The organism is Chryseobacterium soli, assembly GCF_000737705.1.
Taxonomy (GTDB): Bacteria; Bacteroidota; Bacteroidia; order Flavobacteriales; family Weeksellaceae; genus Chryseobacterium; species Chryseobacterium soli.
Genome location: NZ_JPRH01000005.1, coordinates 35,141 through 51,980, shown reverse-complemented (window position 1 = coordinate 51,980; position 16,840 = coordinate 35,141). Strand labels below are relative to the sequence as shown.

General features: G+C 35.0%; 15 protein-coding genes. 4 read left to right on the top strand and 11 right to left on the bottom strand.

What is annotated here, in order from left to right; genetic code table 11:
* Positions 1 to 7: 7 nt before the first annotated feature.
* Genes recO through IW15_RS13365 form a run of 4 tightly spaced genes read right to left on the bottom strand, consistent with a single transcriptional unit; the run spans position 8 to position 4,665 of the window.
* On the bottom strand, positions 8 to 694 hold the full coding sequence (gene recO, locus IW15_RS13380; RefSeq protein ID WP_034712119.1) for a DNA repair protein RecO: 687 nt from the start codon (positions 692 to 694) through the stop codon (positions 8 to 10).
* On the bottom strand, positions 694 to 2,958 hold the full coding sequence (porZ, locus tag IW15_RS13375; protein WP_034712116.1) for a type IX secretion system anionic LPS delivery protein PorZ: 2,265 nt from the start codon (positions 2,956 to 2,958) through the stop codon (positions 694 to 696). Before porZ ends, recO begins: the two co-directional genes overlap by 1 nt.
* A 1-nt stretch (position 2,959) precedes the next feature.
* On the bottom strand, positions 2,960 to 3,910 hold the full coding sequence (locus tag IW15_RS13370) for a bifunctional metallophosphatase/5'-nucleotidase (RefSeq protein ID WP_034712114.1): 951 nt from the start codon (positions 3,908 to 3,910) through the stop codon (positions 2,960 to 2,962).
* Complete coding sequence (locus IW15_RS13365; RefSeq protein ID WP_034712112.1) at positions 3,910 to 4,665, bottom strand: 5'-nucleotidase C-terminal domain-containing protein; 756 nt, start codon at positions 4,663 to 4,665, stop codon at positions 3,910 to 3,912. Before IW15_RS13365 ends, IW15_RS13370 begins: the two co-directional genes overlap by 1 nt.
* 107 nt (positions 4,666 to 4,772) lie before the next feature.
* Between IW15_RS13365 and dapA the strand changes: the two genes are divergently transcribed.
* The 4 genes from dapA to IW15_RS13345 all read left to right on the top strand — a co-directional run bounded on the left by dapA (position 4,773) and on the right by IW15_RS13345 (position 7,536).
* Complete coding sequence (gene dapA / locus IW15_RS13360; RefSeq protein WP_034712110.1) at positions 4,773 to 5,645, top strand: 4-hydroxy-tetrahydrodipicolinate synthase; 873 nt, start codon at positions 4,773 to 4,775, stop codon at positions 5,643 to 5,645.
* Positions 5,646 to 5,714: 69 nt separating this feature from the next.
* A complete protein-coding gene (locus tag IW15_RS13355; protein WP_034712109.1) occupies positions 5,715 to 6,227 on the top strand; it encodes a GNAT family N-acetyltransferase in 513 nt (170 codons plus the stop codon).
* A 285-nt stretch (positions 6,228 to 6,512) separates the two neighbouring features.
* On the top strand, positions 6,513 to 7,094 hold the full coding sequence (locus tag IW15_RS13350) for a helix-turn-helix domain-containing protein (protein ID WP_034712106.1): 582 nt from the start codon (positions 6,513 to 6,515) through the stop codon (positions 7,092 to 7,094).
* The gene (locus tag IW15_RS13345; RefSeq protein ID WP_034712103.1) at positions 7,087 to 7,536 is read left to right on the top strand and encodes a response regulator; all 450 of its coding nucleotides are present in this window, start codon (positions 7,087 to 7,089) and stop codon (positions 7,534 to 7,536) included. The genes IW15_RS13350 and IW15_RS13345 overlap by 8 nt, the downstream gene beginning before the upstream one ends.
* Before the next feature lie 618 nt (positions 7,537 to 8,154).
* Here the strand turns inward: IW15_RS13345 and recG are convergent.
* The 7 genes from recG to IW15_RS13310 form a co-directional block, all read right to left on the bottom strand.
* Positions 8,155 to 10,239, bottom strand: coding sequence for an ATP-dependent DNA helicase RecG (recG, locus tag IW15_RS13340; protein ID WP_034712101.1), 2,085 nt, complete (start codon positions 10,237 to 10,239; stop codon positions 8,155 to 8,157).
* Positions 10,240 to 10,351: 112 nt separating this feature from the next.
* Positions 10,352 to 10,885, bottom strand: coding sequence for a thioredoxin family protein (locus IW15_RS13335; protein WP_034712099.1), 534 nt, complete (start codon positions 10,883 to 10,885; stop codon positions 10,352 to 10,354).
* A 39-nt stretch (positions 10,886 to 10,924) separates the two neighbouring features.
* Positions 10,925 to 12,436, bottom strand: coding sequence for a peptide MFS transporter (locus IW15_RS13330; RefSeq protein ID WP_034712097.1), 1,512 nt, complete (start codon positions 12,434 to 12,436; stop codon positions 10,925 to 10,927).
* An 18-nt stretch (positions 12,437 to 12,454) separates the two neighbouring features.
* Positions 12,455 to 12,670, bottom strand: coding sequence for a PDDEXK nuclease domain-containing protein (locus tag IW15_RS23035; protein WP_034712095.1), 216 nt, complete (start codon positions 12,668 to 12,670; stop codon positions 12,455 to 12,457).
* A gap of 26 nt (positions 12,671 to 12,696) precedes the next feature.
* Positions 12,697 to 13,167, bottom strand: a complete 471-nt coding sequence (locus IW15_RS13320; protein WP_084681431.1) for a DUF1016 N-terminal domain-containing protein — start codon at positions 13,165 to 13,167, stop codon at positions 12,697 to 12,699.
* 62 nt (positions 13,168 to 13,229) lie between these two features.
* Entirely contained in the window at positions 13,230 to 14,984 is a 1,755-nt protein-coding gene (locus tag IW15_RS13315; RefSeq protein ID WP_034712092.1) for a peptide MFS transporter, read from the bottom strand.
* A gap of 134 nt (positions 14,985 to 15,118) precedes the next feature.
* Positions 15,119 to 16,774: a peptide MFS transporter gene (locus tag IW15_RS13310; RefSeq protein ID WP_034712087.1), complete on the bottom strand. Its 1,656-nt coding sequence runs from the start codon at positions 16,772 to 16,774 to the stop codon at positions 15,119 to 15,121.
* Between the last annotated feature and the right edge of the window lie 66 nt (positions 16,775 to 16,840).

Sequence of the window (16,840 nt, the reverse complement as noted above, 5' to 3'; positions counted from 1 at the left end):
ATAACAATTATTCAAAAATCTGTTGAATAACTTCAAGGGATGCGGGTATTCTGAAGTCTGTAATGTGGTAATGGTAATATACCAAAAGGCTGTCCAGAAAATCTTTTCTCAAAGAAGCCGGGATTTTTATATGGTAGAGGTTTTCAGATGAAACCGCATTTTTCCATAGGGCGGAAATCTCTTCATTAAATAGCTGGTGAGAAGCACCAACGGCAAACGTTCCTGTTTCCGGATCAAGGTATTTTCCGTTATTGACTAGCGGAGCAACTCCCTGAATTTTTAATATAGCAATGAGAAACAGCAGATGGGACTGATAGTTTTTATTTGTCAGTTCGGCTATGAATTGGTCAATGCTAAAGAATATACCAGGATTTTTATTTTCATGTTTAAGAATTTGGTTTAAAAAATCTGAAACGAAAAATATAACCGTATTTACTTTGATATCTGTATAGATATCGTTGTTTTCTATCAGTTCAAATTTTGATACTGAAGGTATTCCATTGCCTTTGACTGGATTAGTCGTAAAATTAAGCTTGCTTAAAGGCAGAAGTAGGGCTTTCTTTTTGTTTCTTTTGGAATAAATTCCTTTTAGAAAGTAAGTTTGAAAGCCGTCCTCTTCTGTAAAACAGTGAAGGACGGCATCATTTTCTCCGTATTTGATGAACGAAAGTAAAAATCCGTTTTGTGAATTCATTAATTAACTACGGCTATTTTTGCAGTAGCTTTATCAGAGCCATCCTCATTGGTCATCAGTACAAAATAGATCCCGGAAGCTACTCTGGTACCTTTTACATTATTAAGATCCCATTCATAATACCCGCCTCTTGCTACTGCTGAATGTACTACGTTTCCTGCAGCATCGGCAATTCTGATATTTGTTTTTTCTGCCAGTCCTTTAATTGTTACTTTTCCTTTGAAATTAGAATATACAACAGGATTTGGATAGACTACGACATTTCCAAAATTGGAATTAACATCGGAAACATCACTTTGATAAGCTACAATACCGCTGTAAGTGGCAAAATATACTTTACCGGTCTTTCGGTCTACTTTAATATCTGTTACACTGTTGGTTGGCAGTGGCGAATTTTCTTTTGTGAAATGTTTTATGGTCTGTTGGCCATCTGCGGATAAATAATATACACCACCACCATCTATTGATACCCATTTATGATCACCGGCATCTACTTCTATCTGAAGAATCTGGGCATCTCTGAAAAGTTCTTCTCCAAGTCCACCTTGTTCAATGATAATAGGGTTTACTTCTGGATTAGTTCCTTTTATTTCTGTAGCGGCATTAGATAATATTCTTAGTCCGCTGTCTGTACCTATCCATGCATCACCCGATTTATCAATGGCAACTGATAATGTTCCTTTTGAGTTACCGGCAAAACCATTGGATTCTTTTAATACATATTCTACATCATCAGAAGTATTGGTCGGAGTATTTTTATAATCATAGACCATAAAATTATTTGTCCTTGGCATGGGAATCCATAACAGTCCTTCATATAGCAAAGGCTTCTGAACTGCGTCACTTGTGAAACTGAATTTTTTTACTACAAAATTATCTGCTGATTTATCATAAATACCAATAGAACCATTTCCAAAATTGAATCCAAAACTTACAAAAAGATTATTTTGATTATCACTTACAAAACCTACAGGACGATAATAATAAGCATCATTGGCTACTAAATCATAGTGTTTTACAAAGTCAAAATCTTTGTTGGTAGAATTATACTTCATTTTGTAGATTCCCTGAGTGAAATAAGTGTAATTTGTAAAAAGAACTTCATTATTGTCCATTGGATTGATAACCGCATCCAGGATATTAAATGCCGTGGAATTTCCAATAAAATAAGAAGAGTAAAGCCATTCTGTACCATTAAAATAATAAAAACCAGGATTTTCAGGATTTATAATCTGTGAACCATATCGGTCTCCTCTTGCACCTGAAGAAACCAACATCTGATTGTTATCATACAAGTTTATTTTGTAAGCATAATTAAGATAGGGACCGGATGGCTTATATGTACTATTGGCTTCATCCTTTATTCCTGACAGTATTGTTCCCCCATATACTTTTCCGCCCACCATTGTTGCTGTATTACATTCCTCTCCGACACTTACTGTGGTCTGGGCTATTCCGTTAGAGTTAAACGTGTATATTCTGTTTTGGTCAGTGATTATAATATTATCAGTTGTAGTAACTACATCGTGAATATTTCCAAAGGTGATAGGAAGAGCTGTTGCTGTACCGTTATTGTACATAAATGCAGCAGTTGCCGAAGAAAAAACAAGTCCGGCTTCCGAATCAATGTGTTTAAATGATCCGGGGATTTCTGTAGTCCAGGTTGAAAATACCGGGAATGTAGTATCCATTTCATGACTTTTTAGCCCGGTATTTGTAACCGCATAGACCTTATTTCCAAAAATGGTAGCCTCGTTAGCTGTTTCATAAATACCTCCACTTAAAAAGAAGGCAGAATCTCCAAATTCTTTTTTCTTTAAATTAAATATTGAAACACCATATCCTACAGAAACCACAGCCTGGTCTCCTGTTATAGAAATATGATTAATTTTTTTGCTTCCGTTATAGCCTGCAGCAATAGGAATATCTACTACATATTTGATTTCTTGTGGAGTAATGACGTCCATCGAACCGTTCTGATATCCGATAAGACCAATCTTGGTTTTCGAATTATAATCAAAAGCCGTGATTTTCACATCATGGAGTCCGTTGGCTTTCGACAACTTTGTAATCTCTCCTGTTGAGGTTGTATAATAGAATATCCCGTTTTCTGTAGCGGCAATTATTTTTCCGTTGTCTTCTTTCATGGCCAAGACATTATTGTAGGAAAACAGATCGGTCCACTTTTTTGATGAAATGGTCTGTGCATTTGTCCATTGCAGGGATGCTAAAATACCAAGAGAAATTATATAAAGTTTTTTCATATTATGCGATTATGCTGCTGTCGATTACCTGATTGTTCCAGGAAATATGTTGTATATTTTTATTAGAATCAAAGTGAAAATCTATTCTGCCTAAAAGAAGACCTGCCCATCCAACCTGATTAACCAGCACATTTTTTCCTTGCCTGTTCGTATAGGTTTGTGGTTCGGGTAAAAAAGTATGGGTATGCCCACCTAATATAATATCAATATTTTCCGTTTTGGCCGCTAGAATTTTATCACTTACTTTATTGGGTTCGTCTTTATAATCATAGCCGATGTGTGAAAGGCAGATGACAAGATCACATTTCTGCTCATTTTTAAGAAAATTTGAATAATGCTGCGCGACATCAATAGGGTTTGAATAAACGGTTTCTCCGTATTGTTTCTTGCCTACAAGTCCGTCCAATTGTATTCCTACTGCGAAAATCCCGACCTTAATCCCATCTTTATTAAAAATTTTATACGGAATAGTTTTCCCATCTAAAACTGTATTTTTAAAATCATAGTTGGAGCAGATGAAAGGAAATTGAGCATTAGGCAGCACCTTTAAAAAACCATCCAAACCATTGTCAAAATCATGATTTCCCATCGTAGAAGCATCGTACTTCATCATTGACATTAATTTAAATTCCAGCTCACCTCCGAAAAAGTTGAAATAAGGAGTTCCCTGGAAAATGTCCCCGGAATCAAGCAGCAATACATTGCTTTCCTGGCTTCGGATTTTCTGAATCAGGCTTGCTCTTCTTGCAAAACCTCCCTGGTTAGGATTTTTTGTATAGCTTTCGTCAAAAGGTTCAATTCTGCTGTGTTGGTCATTGGTATGGAGAATAGTCAGTTTTCTTCCGGATGTTATTCCTCTGAATTTTAAATCTTCTGCCATCATCATATTAGGAGCTAAAGCCATTGCTAAAGTTCCGCCGCTTATTGCTTTTAAAAAACTTTTTCTATCCATTATTTCTTACCAATAAAATTTAAACGAATATCATTATTAGGCACTACTTCAGCATTTTTCTTGAAATAGTCAATAAATAAATCTCTTAACCGGATTCCGGTAGGAATTGATTCTCCTTTTGCGAAGAATTTCATATTGTCGCCACCTAAAGCAAGATAATCTGAAGTGGCAATGTAATAATCCTGATTAGGATTTACAGGTTTTCCGTTGATTAAAGATTTTGATAACTGTCCGTTATTTGTTTCAATATATAAATGGGACACAGGATTGTTCACCTGAGTTTTTGCGTAATAATCAAAAAGTCCCTGAAGATCAGTTCCTTTCAGTTTAACAATAATCACTTCATTTTCAAAAGGCATTACCTCAAAAACGCTTTTCAAAAGAATGTCACCTTTTCCGATTGTGGTACGAATTCCTCCGATGTTGATCAGGGCGGCATCTACATTTTTGTTAAGCTTGGACTTTGCCCATTGATCAGCTCCATCGAATGTATAGTCTGCTAAAAGATTTCCCAGGTTACTGTTATCTCCCTGTTTGGTAAGATCTGTATTGGTATGAGAGATTTTCTGATTCATCTCTTTATCCAATTTTTGCTTATAAGGTTCGATAATTTTCACAAAATCTTCATCATTCTTCAGCTCGTTATTAATAGAAATGTTTTTCTGTGTCTGTACATTATATACCTGCAAAGAAGCCGTCTTGCAGGCAGTAAGAACAGTCAGAGAAATTCCCAGTAATAAGAATTTATTTTTCATAATCTCTTTTAGTATATGCAAATATAATTATATGTATAATAAAACATTATTATTTATTATAAATTCTTAGTCTAAATTATTAAATTTGAAGAAAATAATTCTAGCAGATGAGCATTTTAAAAGGAGTAGGTGTTGCATTAATAACACCCTTTAATGAAGATTTATCCGTTGATTTCGACAGTTTAACAAAACTTGTTGAATATAATATCGAGAACGGAATCAATTATTTAGTTGTATTAGGAACTACAGCAGAAGCTGCAACACTTTCTACCGAGGAGAAGAAACAGGTAGTAGATCATATCATTAAAGTAAATGGTAAACGCCTTCCCCTTGTCCTGGGGATCGGTGGAAACAATACTCTTGAAGTAAAAAAACAGATTGAAGAAACAGATTTATCAGCTTTTGAAGCTGTTTTGTCAGTATCTCCGTATTACAATAAACCTAATCAGGAAGGGCTTTACCAGCATTATAAAGCACTTGCTTCAACAGGTAAGAATATCATTATTTATAACGTTCCTTCAAGAACAGGACAGAATCTGGAAGCGGATACTACCATCCGCTTGGCAAAAGAATTTCCTAATTTATTCCTGATCAAAGAAGCAGCACCCAACATTCTTCAGTATTTTGATATCTTAAGGAAGAAACCTGAGGGATTTTCTTTGGTTTCCGGTGATGATGAATACACACTTCCGGTAACACTGGCTGGTGGAGATGGCGTTATTTCTGTAATAGGCCAGGCGTATCCTAAAGAATTTACAACGATGGTGCAGCTTGCTTTCGAAGGAAAAGTACAGGAAGCTTATGCAATTCACAATAAATTAGTGGAGATGATCCGTTTGATTTTTGCTGAGGGAAACCCTTGTGGTGTTAAAGCAGTACTGGTAGAAAAAGGAATTATTAAAAATTATTTAAGACTTCCTTTGGTTCCGGCTTCTGAAGGGCTTTACGAAAAAATTAAAGCAGAAATGGTTAACATTTAATAAAAAAAAGTTAGTAATTATAAAGTGGAAAACCGTACTGGTTTTTCACTTTTTTTAATCCAAAAAAGTATGAAATTAATTGGAGCAACAGAAAAAGACATACCGCTGATTCAGAACTTGGCAAGAAGGTCTTGGGAAAAAACCTATGTTGGAATTATTTCCACAGAACAGATTGAATATATGTTGGAAGAAATGTATTCTGCTAATGAAATTTTAAAGCATCTGCAAAATTCTAATTATCATTATTACATGATTTTAGATGATAGAAATAATTCTTATGAAGGGTTCATTGGTTATGAACATGATTACGAAGCGGCGACTACAAAACTTCACAGAATTTATTTGGCTCCTGAAAGTAAAGGAAAAGGCTTCGGAAAAGGTGCCTTAGAATTTTTAAAAGAAAAGGTTCAGGAGAGCGGAAACAGCAGGATTATTTTAAATGTAAATAAGGATAATTCTGCCAAAAAGTTCTATGAATCGCAAGGATATAAGGTGTATAATGAAGTGATTTTAGATATTGGTAATGGATTTGTCATGGATGACTATGTAATGGAATTTTTAATTCACGGTAATTTGACTTAAAATTCTATAACATTATCCTATAATTCTATAACAAGTGATGTGGTTTTTTAGATCATCTTTGTATCAGAACCAAATCACTTCATAACAATACATTCATATGCTTGGTTTTAAGCTGTTAAGCTTTTTATCAGTGTATTTTTTTTCATCCTTAGTGTTTAAATTCCTGTATTTAATAATACAGGAATTTTTCGTGTTCAATTTTAAAGTTAAAAAAAAGCATCCTATTTCACTTTAGATTGAAATAAATCCTTATATTTACTTAAAATTTAGCACACTTATACTAGGATGAAAATGTACGTAAAATTTGATTTCAATGCTCTCTGTAAGAAAGTATTGGATGAAAAACTTAAAGAGCACGGGCTTAAATACCGCCTGCTGAACTTTGGTGAGGTAGAATTCTATGAATCTTTTACACAAGAGCAGCATAGTGTTTTTAAGAAAAATCTTAAAGACTATGGCATAGAAATTATTGAAAGCCAAAAAACAGCTTTGGTACAGAAAATAAAAGATGCCATTGTAGAACTTGTTTTTTCTAACGAAGCTATTCCTGTGAAAGCCTCTATTTATATTGCAGAAAAACTGAATCACAGCTACGGTTACCTTTCTAATTTATTTTCCGAGGTTACCTATACGTCGATAGAGAATTTTATTATTCTGCAGAAAATAGAATACGCAAAAGAATTAATCATCAGCAATAAGCAAAGCCTTACAGAAATTGCCCATAAATTAAACTATTCCAGTGTTGCCCATTTGAGTACGCAATTTAAGAATACGACAGGGATTACCCCTTCTCAGTTTCATAAAATCATTATGAAGAGACGGAAGGCTCAGAGTTTGGTTATCAATTCAAAAATGCTCTATGAATAAAGAATTTCTGAACGTAATAGTAGTAGACGAAGATGAAGGAAATTTAATATTCTTTAAAAGCATATTTAAAGATTTAAAAGTAGGGGTTAAGGTGCAGTGTTTTATGAATGGAGATAATTTAATGGAATACCTGAACAGCGAAGATGCTCTTATTCCTGAAATTGTATTCATGAAATACGAAATTACCAAGAAGAGCAGCATGGAATGTCTGGAAGAAATAAAGATGGACTTCAGATTCGGTAATATCGTGACAGCAGTATATTCTCACCTGCTTTCGGAAGATGAAATTGAAAGCGTTTTTGTAAAAGGAGCCAATATTTTTATTAAAAAACCTGAGGCTTATGAACCGTTGAAGAAGATTCTTACGGAAGTAATCACCATCAACTGGCAGTATCATACTTCGGGATTGAATATTGATAATTTCATGATGAAAGTGGGATAATTGTATAGGGAAATGTTACCTGTATTTGAATAAAAAGAATAGTATTTATTACATAATATTCACACTTATGTGAAAATTTTATAACTAATAATAGAAATAATGTAAAAGCTTTTCAGGTGAATAGTTGCAATTTTGTAACTGTAAATAAGCGACACAAATTTATTATATATAAAATCAGTAAATGTTTGAAAAGATAATTGTTTCGAATGAGAAACTAAATTATATTAGTCACAATGTTAGTTAAACAAAATGGATTATATTAATTTCCAACTATAAAGCGCAGAAGATCTTTAAACAAAACGGTACAATCATGAAAACTTGAGAAGAGCTGGAGGATATTTTTATTCGTTTCATTCCCAAATCCTTCAACTCAGACACAGTTAGTTTTTATAATAAGCAAGTTGGAAAAGTAATTCATTTTGTTTTTTTATAATTTATTTTAATAGTTATGGCCCAAAAATATTTTCAAATAATATATAAATATTTTCACACCACACACCAAATCACAAGATATTAAGCTATGGCTATTAAAATAAGTTTTTTGAAAGATCAAAAGTAATTTCTTCTAAATAACAGTTTTATAAGGGGGCCGCGGGAAGATTTCTTTTCGCGGTTTTTTTATGAAATTTTACTCCATTTATTTTCACCCTTATAATATCTTACATAGTAATTCTTGATGATGAGGTTGTCCGGTTTTACAAGCAATGGATCATTTTCAAGGATTTTTTCTACTGCATCTTTAGTCGCTTTAATAATTGCTGAATCGTTTACCAGATCCAGTTTCTTAAAATCTACTACACCGCTTTGCTGCGTACCCAGAATATCGCCCGGACCACGAAGCTGCATGTCAACTTCAGAAATTTTAAACCCATCATTGGTTTCAGTCATCGTTTTGATACGGGTTCTGCTTTCTTTAGACAATTTATCAGAAGTCATCAAAATACAGTAGCTCTGTTCAGCACCCCGGCCTACACGTCCGCGAAGCTGATGAAGCTGTGATAAACCGAATCTTTCTGCACTTTCAATCACCATTACTGAAGCGTTTGGAACATTTACGCCAACTTCAATAACTGTGGTAGCAACCATTATTTCAGCTTTTCCGGAAGCAAAATAATTCATGGCTGCATCTTTTTCATCAGGTTTCATTTTTCCATGCAGCATCGTGACATTATAATCTGAAAATGAATTCATCACATGTTCCAAACCATCCATTAGATTTTTGTAATCCAAGGTTTCGGATTCCTCGATCAGTGGATATACAAAATATACCTGTCTTCCTTTCTTGATCTCGTCTCTGCAGAAATTATAAACAAAAGTTCTGTCTTTTTCACGTCTGTGAGCGGTTATAATGGGTTTTCTTCCTACCGGCATCTCATCAATCACCGAAACATCAAGATCAGAGTAAAAACTCATAGCCAATGTCCTGGGAATAGGCGTGGCGGTCATCACAAGAATATGGGGCGGAATTCTATTCTTAGCCCAGAGTTTGGCCCGCTGTGCAACCCCAAATCTGTGCTGTTCATCAATAATAGCCAGTCCTAGATTTTTAAATTTTACTTTATCTTCTAACACCGCATGAGTTCCTACCAGAATAGAAAGTGTGCCATTTTGAAGCTCTTCATGAATGATCTTTCTTTGAGAAGCTTTGGATGAACCTGTTAAAATCCTGATATTGATTCCTGTTCCTTCTAACAGATCTTTTATTCCGTTGTAATGCTGTTGTGCTAGAATTTCGGTGGGAGCCATCAGGCAGCTTTGAAAACCGTTATCCATGGCAATAAGCATCGTAAGTAATGCAACCATCGTTTTTCCTGAACCCACATCGCCCTGAAGCAGTCTGTTCATCTGGATAGGCCTTTTCATATCCAGGCGGATTTCCTTTAACACCCTTTTTTGGGCATTGGTCAATTCAAAAGGAAGATGATTCTGATAAAAATTCGTAAAATAATCTCCTACGATCGGAAAGGAATTACCGAATGACTGCGTTTTATGATGGAGCTTTTTTAAACCAAAACCCAATTGGAAAAAGAATGATTCTTCAAATTTTAACCGATTATCAGCCTTTTCAACATATTCCAGGTCTTTTGGAAAATGAATATTCAGATACGTATGCTGTCTTGATAAAAACTTAAAAGCTTTTATCATATAATCCGGAAAATTTTCCTGAATGAGATTAGGAATTTCTTTGCAGACATTTTTTAAAACAGTCTGAAAAAATCTTTGGTTTAATCCTCTTTTGGTTAATTTTTCAGAACTAGGATATATAGGACTTAATCGGTGGTCACCTTCTTTCTTTTCCTCAATTTCAATCTCAGGGTGAGGCATGGAATATTGATTATTGAACACATTGATCTTCCCGAAAATATAAATTTCACGGTTAATAGGAAGCTGCTCCTTCATCCATTTAGAATACTGAAACCACACCAGATCCATGGTGCCGGTATCATCATTGAATTTTGCGGCAAGTCTTTTTATTTTCCCAGTCTGGATCTCCTGCACATGGGTAATTTTTCCTTTAAGCTGAATTTCCAGATTGCTTTCCTGAAGATTGGAAATTTTGTATACCTTGCTTTTATCAAGATAGCGGATCGGGTAGAAGGTTAAAAGATCTTCCACGGTAGAAATACCTAACACACTTTTGATGAGTTTGGCTTTTTCAGGACCGATACCTTTTACATATTCTATGGATGTCTCTAAAGTCATTTAAAAATGGGCACTAATTTCGTGAAAATAGGCTAAAGTTTAAAATTTGCGACACGGAAAAATTAAAAAATATTGATAAAAAAAGACCCTCAATTTCTGAAGGTCTTCTGTATTAATCTTTTATTTTAGATTTAAATTTTTTCTGATAATCTTCCCACTGATCCCGTGTTTTTATTTTTTTGAAAAGATTGGTGGAAATCAATTCTAAATACGGTTCCAACTCTTTTGCGGATAATTCCCCTTGAAGGATGGTAATAGGACCTCCACTCTCATCAAGAAAAACAGTACTTGGGACAGCACCTACATTCATATACTGGGTAAATTCATGAAGTGCATTTTTTCCTTTTTTATGTTCTGTATTTGGATTTGTAAACGTTCTTCCAAAAATATCCATGGACTTTTTCTCTTCTGCATTAAATTTTACAGCATAGTAATTGGCATTTAAAATATCAGCAATAACGGGATGTCCATAGGTTTTTTTCTCCATAATTTTACAGGGACCGCACCAGTCTGCATAAAAGTCAATCAGTATTTTTTTTGGATTTTCTTTCTGGGCTTGTAAAGCTTCCTCAATGGTCATCCATTTGATTTGTGCAAAACTAAAGGTGAGCCAAAAAAGAAATACTATGCTTAAAATTTTTTTCATAATTTGATATTTAAGTAAAATTAAGCATAATACGTATGACTATTTTACATCCTGCATTAATTTTTTTACAAATGGAGAGATCAAAATTAGTACCACACCGGCAATAACGGCATATAATCCTAATTGTTTATATCCATCAGTATAAGTGATTAAAACATCATAATTGGTAGCTCCTTTTTTTGCAGTGGCAAGACCTGCTCCGATAATTCCCGCCACATACTGGCCATATGCCGAAGCAAGGAACCACATTCCCATCATCATTCCCTGAAGATTTTTGGTGGAAAGTTTGGTCATAATTGACAATCCGATAGGGGAGAGACAAAGCTCACCCAGGGTAATTACTAATAAAGCAATCGTGAAAAAGTTCAATGAGGTGATCCCCTGTAAATTAGCAAAGAATTTAGTAGCAAATAAAACATAATACCCAAGTCCAAGGAAGATAAATCCGAGACCGAATTTAATGATGGTATTAGGCTCTATCTTTCTTTTATTCAGCCAAATCCAGAGCAGGCCGATAATAGGTGCTAAGAAAATAATGAAAAATGCACCTCCTGAATTATTAACTCCGTTCGGATCTAATCCAAGAAGGTCTTTATTTAAATTTTTAGCGGCGAAAATACTTAATGAACCACCACTTTGCTCATAAATTCCCCAGAACAGGATAGAGAATAAAATGAATACAAGTGCTGCCCACAATTTTTTACGTTCTGCAGCCGTCACTTTTGTCATTTCATAGAACAGATAGATCAGAGTTAATGGCCCGATGGTATACATAAAATAGTCTGTATACTGGGTCTTTGCAACCATGATCATAATAATCGGAACGAAGATTAGTGATAAAACATATACCCCGTATTCCTGCCATTTTGCGATAGGAGCTGATTTTATTTCATTATTGGGATGTCCCGGCTGAAGACCGATTGTTCCTAAACTTTTTTGCGTAAAAACGAAATTAATTAAGCTTATTACCATTACAATTGCAGCAAATCCAAAAGCAAGATGCCATCTTAACTCTTCTGGAATAAAACTGGCAAAAAGTTCTCCTTTACCTATTGCAATACATAAATATCCTCCAAGCAAAGCTCCAAGGTTGATTCCTGCGTAGAAAAGTGAGAAACCTGCATCAGCTCTTGAATCATTAGGCTTATAAAGCTGACCGACCATAGAAGAAATATTGGGTTTGAAAAAACCTGTACCTACTACTGTGAATGCAATTCCCAGGAAGAAGAACTTATGCGGATCGGTTGCTAGAATTAAACTTCCAACTATCATTAAGAGTCCGCCCCAGAACAGAGACTTTCGGAAACCTAGAATTTTATCGGCAAAAAGGCCGCCTATAAAAGTGAAGGCATACACAAATGCCTGGGTGGCACCATATTGAAGATTGGCTTCCTTTTCGTGGAAATTAAGCTGGGAGATCATAAAGAAAACCAGCATTCCTCGCATTCCGTAGAAACAAAAGCGTTCCCACATTTCAGAGAAAAATAAGCTCCATATTTGTTTTGGATATTTTCCTTTGAAATTTTGTATTTCATCTAAAGTTAAGCTCATAATTGCTTTATAATTATTTTAGTTTGAGTGATTATTTTCCTGATCAAGTTCGAAACGGATTCTGTCCTGATCAATGATTTGCTTTAATTCTTCTTCTTTCGGAAGGTACAACAAATATTTACTTGCAAAAAGGTTATTTTTGTCGTTAAGAATAGAGTACTTTACGATAGTTTCATCTTTTTCTGAGCAGAGTAAAATGCCTATGGTTGGATTATCGCCTTCATTTCTTTTCATGTCATCATACCATTCTTACATACATATCAATTTGACCGATATCCTGATGAGAAAGTTCCCCGGTTTTTAAATACAAGAGAATTAATTTGTCTTTTCAGATCTCTGTAGTTCCAGCTGTTTTGAATAGATTCATTGATGTAATAATTCACTTTATCTGAATTATTCATCTTTATCAATAGCCTGTAATGAGTCCAGCTCAATTCGTGACGCAATGCGTCACATATTGGGAATGCCTGATAAAAAGAACGCATATTTCTTAGATTACTTTCATCAAAATCTTTTCCAAACTCTAAAGTTAATTTTTTTGAGAGATTCTTCAGTGTATAGGATTCATAAGTTCCCCGTTCATTTCCTTTCTGTTCATCTTCAACAATAAGTTGCCCGATTTGCCAGTACGTAAGCAAAAGTGTGGAATTCGCCATGCGAAAAACTTTTTCGCGCGATTGCGTAACGATTTCCTTTACGGATTGATATAAAGAATCTTCGGAGATTTCCATCGTACGAAAATAAAAAAAACCTCTGACTTAGCAGAGGTTTTACTTATATTTTATTGATACGGTTAATTTACACCGTTCATCATTTTCTTTAAGATTGGTGAAATTAAAGCTAAAATTACAGCTGCAATACCACACAATACAACGAATACCATAAAGAATTCGAATAAGTTGTGGATTTCAACTCCTGCAAAAGTTGGATTTGCTAAAGGTAGTTGAGCTTTTTCAAATGCTGCAACCTGATCAGCATTTAATGTCACTTTTTTATCTAAAACATCTTGAAGGTTTACTCCGATTTCCTGTGCTTTAGAGAATTTATCACCAGTTGCAGGAATCAATGCTCCTAATGAACCAGCCAATGCATAACCGGCAGCATTAGAAATAAAGAATACACCATATAATAAAGATGCGAATCTTTTTGGAGCTAATTTACCTACCAAAGATAAACCGATTGGAGATAAACAAAGTTCACCACAAGTTTGGATGAAATATAAAAGCATTAACCATTTGATCGCTAATAATCCTGAATTTCCAAGATCTTTTACGTTATGCGCGATAATGAAATAACTTAAAGCAATTAAAGCTAATCCCATTGCCTGTTTCATTGGAGAAACCGGCTCTTTTCCTTTGGCTCTTAATTTATCCCAACATAAACTGAAAGGAACTGCCAATAATACAACGAAAATACCGTTGAAAATCTGCACCATTGACGGTGGCATATTCCATCCGAAAATACTTCTGTCTGTTTGGTTATCTGCGATAAATGTTAATGAAGATCCTGCCTGCTCGAAAGCTGCCCAGAAGAAAATAATGAAGAATGATACAATATAAATTACCCAAATTCTTTGTCTTTCTATCTTGTTTTCAGCAGAACTCATAATTAAGAATGCCAAAGAAATACCTGCAGCATAAATGAAAGGATAAATAATTCCTTTGATTAATTGCCCCATTTCCACAGCTTTAAACCCAAATTCACCAACAAGTAAGTATCTGAAAACGAAGAATAAAACAACGAAAATACCTCCAGTAATTCCTAATGATACTCCAGTAAATTTTGCGGTCTGAGTTTCTCCTTCTTCAAAATCTGCACTTGTATTATTTTTCGGTAATCCACCGATAGGTCTTCCTTCCGGCGTTACTACATACTTGTTTTTAAGGATAAAGAATGTTATTGTTCCAACTACCATGGCAATTGAAGCAGCTAAGAATCCCCATTTAAAAGCAAAAATATCTCTTACTCCCGTTGTGGCATCTTTTACGTCTCCTACATAAGGACAAATGAACTGTCCCAGGAACGCTCCAATGTTGATTCCCATGTAGAAAATCGTGAACGCTGAGTCTAGTTTAGATTTTTCCTGTTTAGGATAAAGACTTCCTACCATTGAGGAAATGTTTGGTTTGAAGAACCCGTTACCAAAAATAATAACGAACAATGCCAACCACATAATGGTTTTCGCACTTCCTAAATCTGCGGAAAAACTTGAGGCACTGATGAATAATAAAAACTGACCAATTGCCATTAATGAACCTCCAATAAGGATAGCATTTCTATTTCCGATATATTTATCAGCAATAAAACCACCCAAAAGAGGGGTAAGATAACATAAAGCTAAAAATCCACCATAAATGATTGCCGCATCCGCTTCTTTTATTAATAGGGAATTTACCATGAAAAGCGTCAAAAGCGCTCTCATCCCGTAAAAGTTGAAACGCTCCCACATTTCTGTTCCGAAAAGAACCCATAATCCCTTTGGATGTCTGGAACCCTTATTCTCTACAAATTCATCCGGTTTCGGACTTAATGCTTCAATATTATCCATTTCTATTGTTAATTTTTGTTAAGACTGACAAATATAGTTTTTTTTGAGTTTTTGGCAAGGTTTTAATTTTATAATTAAACAAAAAAGCCGTAGAATAGTACTACGGCTTTATAATATGTATGAAAAACAGGAGATTAATGTCCTTTTTCTTTCATGATTTTATTTAATCTTTTTAACATGGAAAGTCCTAATAATGTGGCGAATATGAGTAAAGCAAAGTTCACCAGAAAATAATTCATTTTGTTGTCGTAATTGTACCAGGTGCTTGCCAGAATTCCGGAAAGCTTGTTTCCTACTGAGTTGGCAAGGAAGAATCCTCCCATCATCAGTGCTGTGATCCTTGCAGGAGACAATTTAGAAACGAAAGATAATCCCATCGGGGAAAGGCAAAGTTCTCCGACTGTGATCGCTCCATACCCTGCCACCAGCCATAAGGCCGAAACTTTAACCGCTCCATTTTCACCTGCCATCACAGCAAATACCATGACCAGACAGGAAAGTGCAGAAATAAATAATCCAAGGACAATTTTTGTAGGCGTTAATGGTTCTTTCCCTTTTCTCCTCAGCAATGCCCAGAAACCAACCACTACAGGAGTTAAAGCAATCACCCAGAATGGGTTGATCGACTGAAAAAGTTCAGTATTGTAGAGAAAAACCTGTTTTTCAGGGTTTTGTTCTAATGCAGCCCGCTGTTCAGGGGAAATGTTTTTAAAGTAAATGTCTTTTCCTATTTCTTTAACGGGTTTTCCATCTTTATCCTTTTGAGATTGATACTGCTCATTATACACCGGAACTTCTTTGTCTTTGTAGCTTTTTCCTTCCACCATATAAATGTCTTCCAAAGGTTTTTCTAATGATGCAGGGACACTTCGGTCGGTATAATAATTCGCCCATCTCGTTAAAGCCGTTCCGTTTTGTTTGAAAACTGCCCAGAAAAACATACTGATCATAAATACAGATAAGAGGGCGCCAATAGAGGCTTTCTCTTCAGGTTTTGCTTTAAAGTATAGGGAAGCATAAAAGTAAATTACAGGAATACAGGCAAAAATGAATGCATCCGTGCTGTCGCTTCCGAAGATATTATTCGGAATAAACCAGCCTATAACTCCAAAACCAATAGCCGGAACAAAAACTTTCATCATGATTTCAGAAAGCTTTGTATCTCCTTCCTGTACAGGTTTCATCTGTGCAGCATGGATGTAATGCTTTCTTCCGATGGTAAAAATAACCATCCCGATCAGCATCCCGACACCAGCGGTAATGAATGCTTCACCCCAGCCGAACTTATTTCGCATGAAGGCGGCGATAATATTACAGATAAATGCTCCGATATTAATTCCCATATAGAAAATATTATATCCAGAGTCTTTATTAGCCTTATAAGGTTCTTCAGAATATAGATTTCCTAATAAGGTAGAAATAGTAGGTTTAAAGAAACCGTTTCCAATGATGATTAATGCTAAAGATCCATAAAACAAAGGCAGCTCTTTGAAAACACCCATTCCAATATATCCTGCGGCCATTAGAATTCCGCCTAAATAAATAGATTTGATGTATCCTAATACTCTGTCTGCTAAAAATCCTCCGATAAAAGGCGTCAGATACGTCAGAGCAATATAAGTTCCGAAGATATCATCGGCAGTTTTGTCGGGAAGTCCTAAACCACCCTTTACACCGGTCGGTTCGATAACGTACAGAACAAAAATTCCGAGAATCAAATAATACCCGAAACGTTCCCACATTTCAGTGAAAAAGAGAAAGGGCAGGCCTTTAGGATGTTTAGTCTTCATAGTTTCAAATTTCAAATTTCCCAAAAATAAGTTTTTAATTTTAATTGATAAAATAAATAATACTTT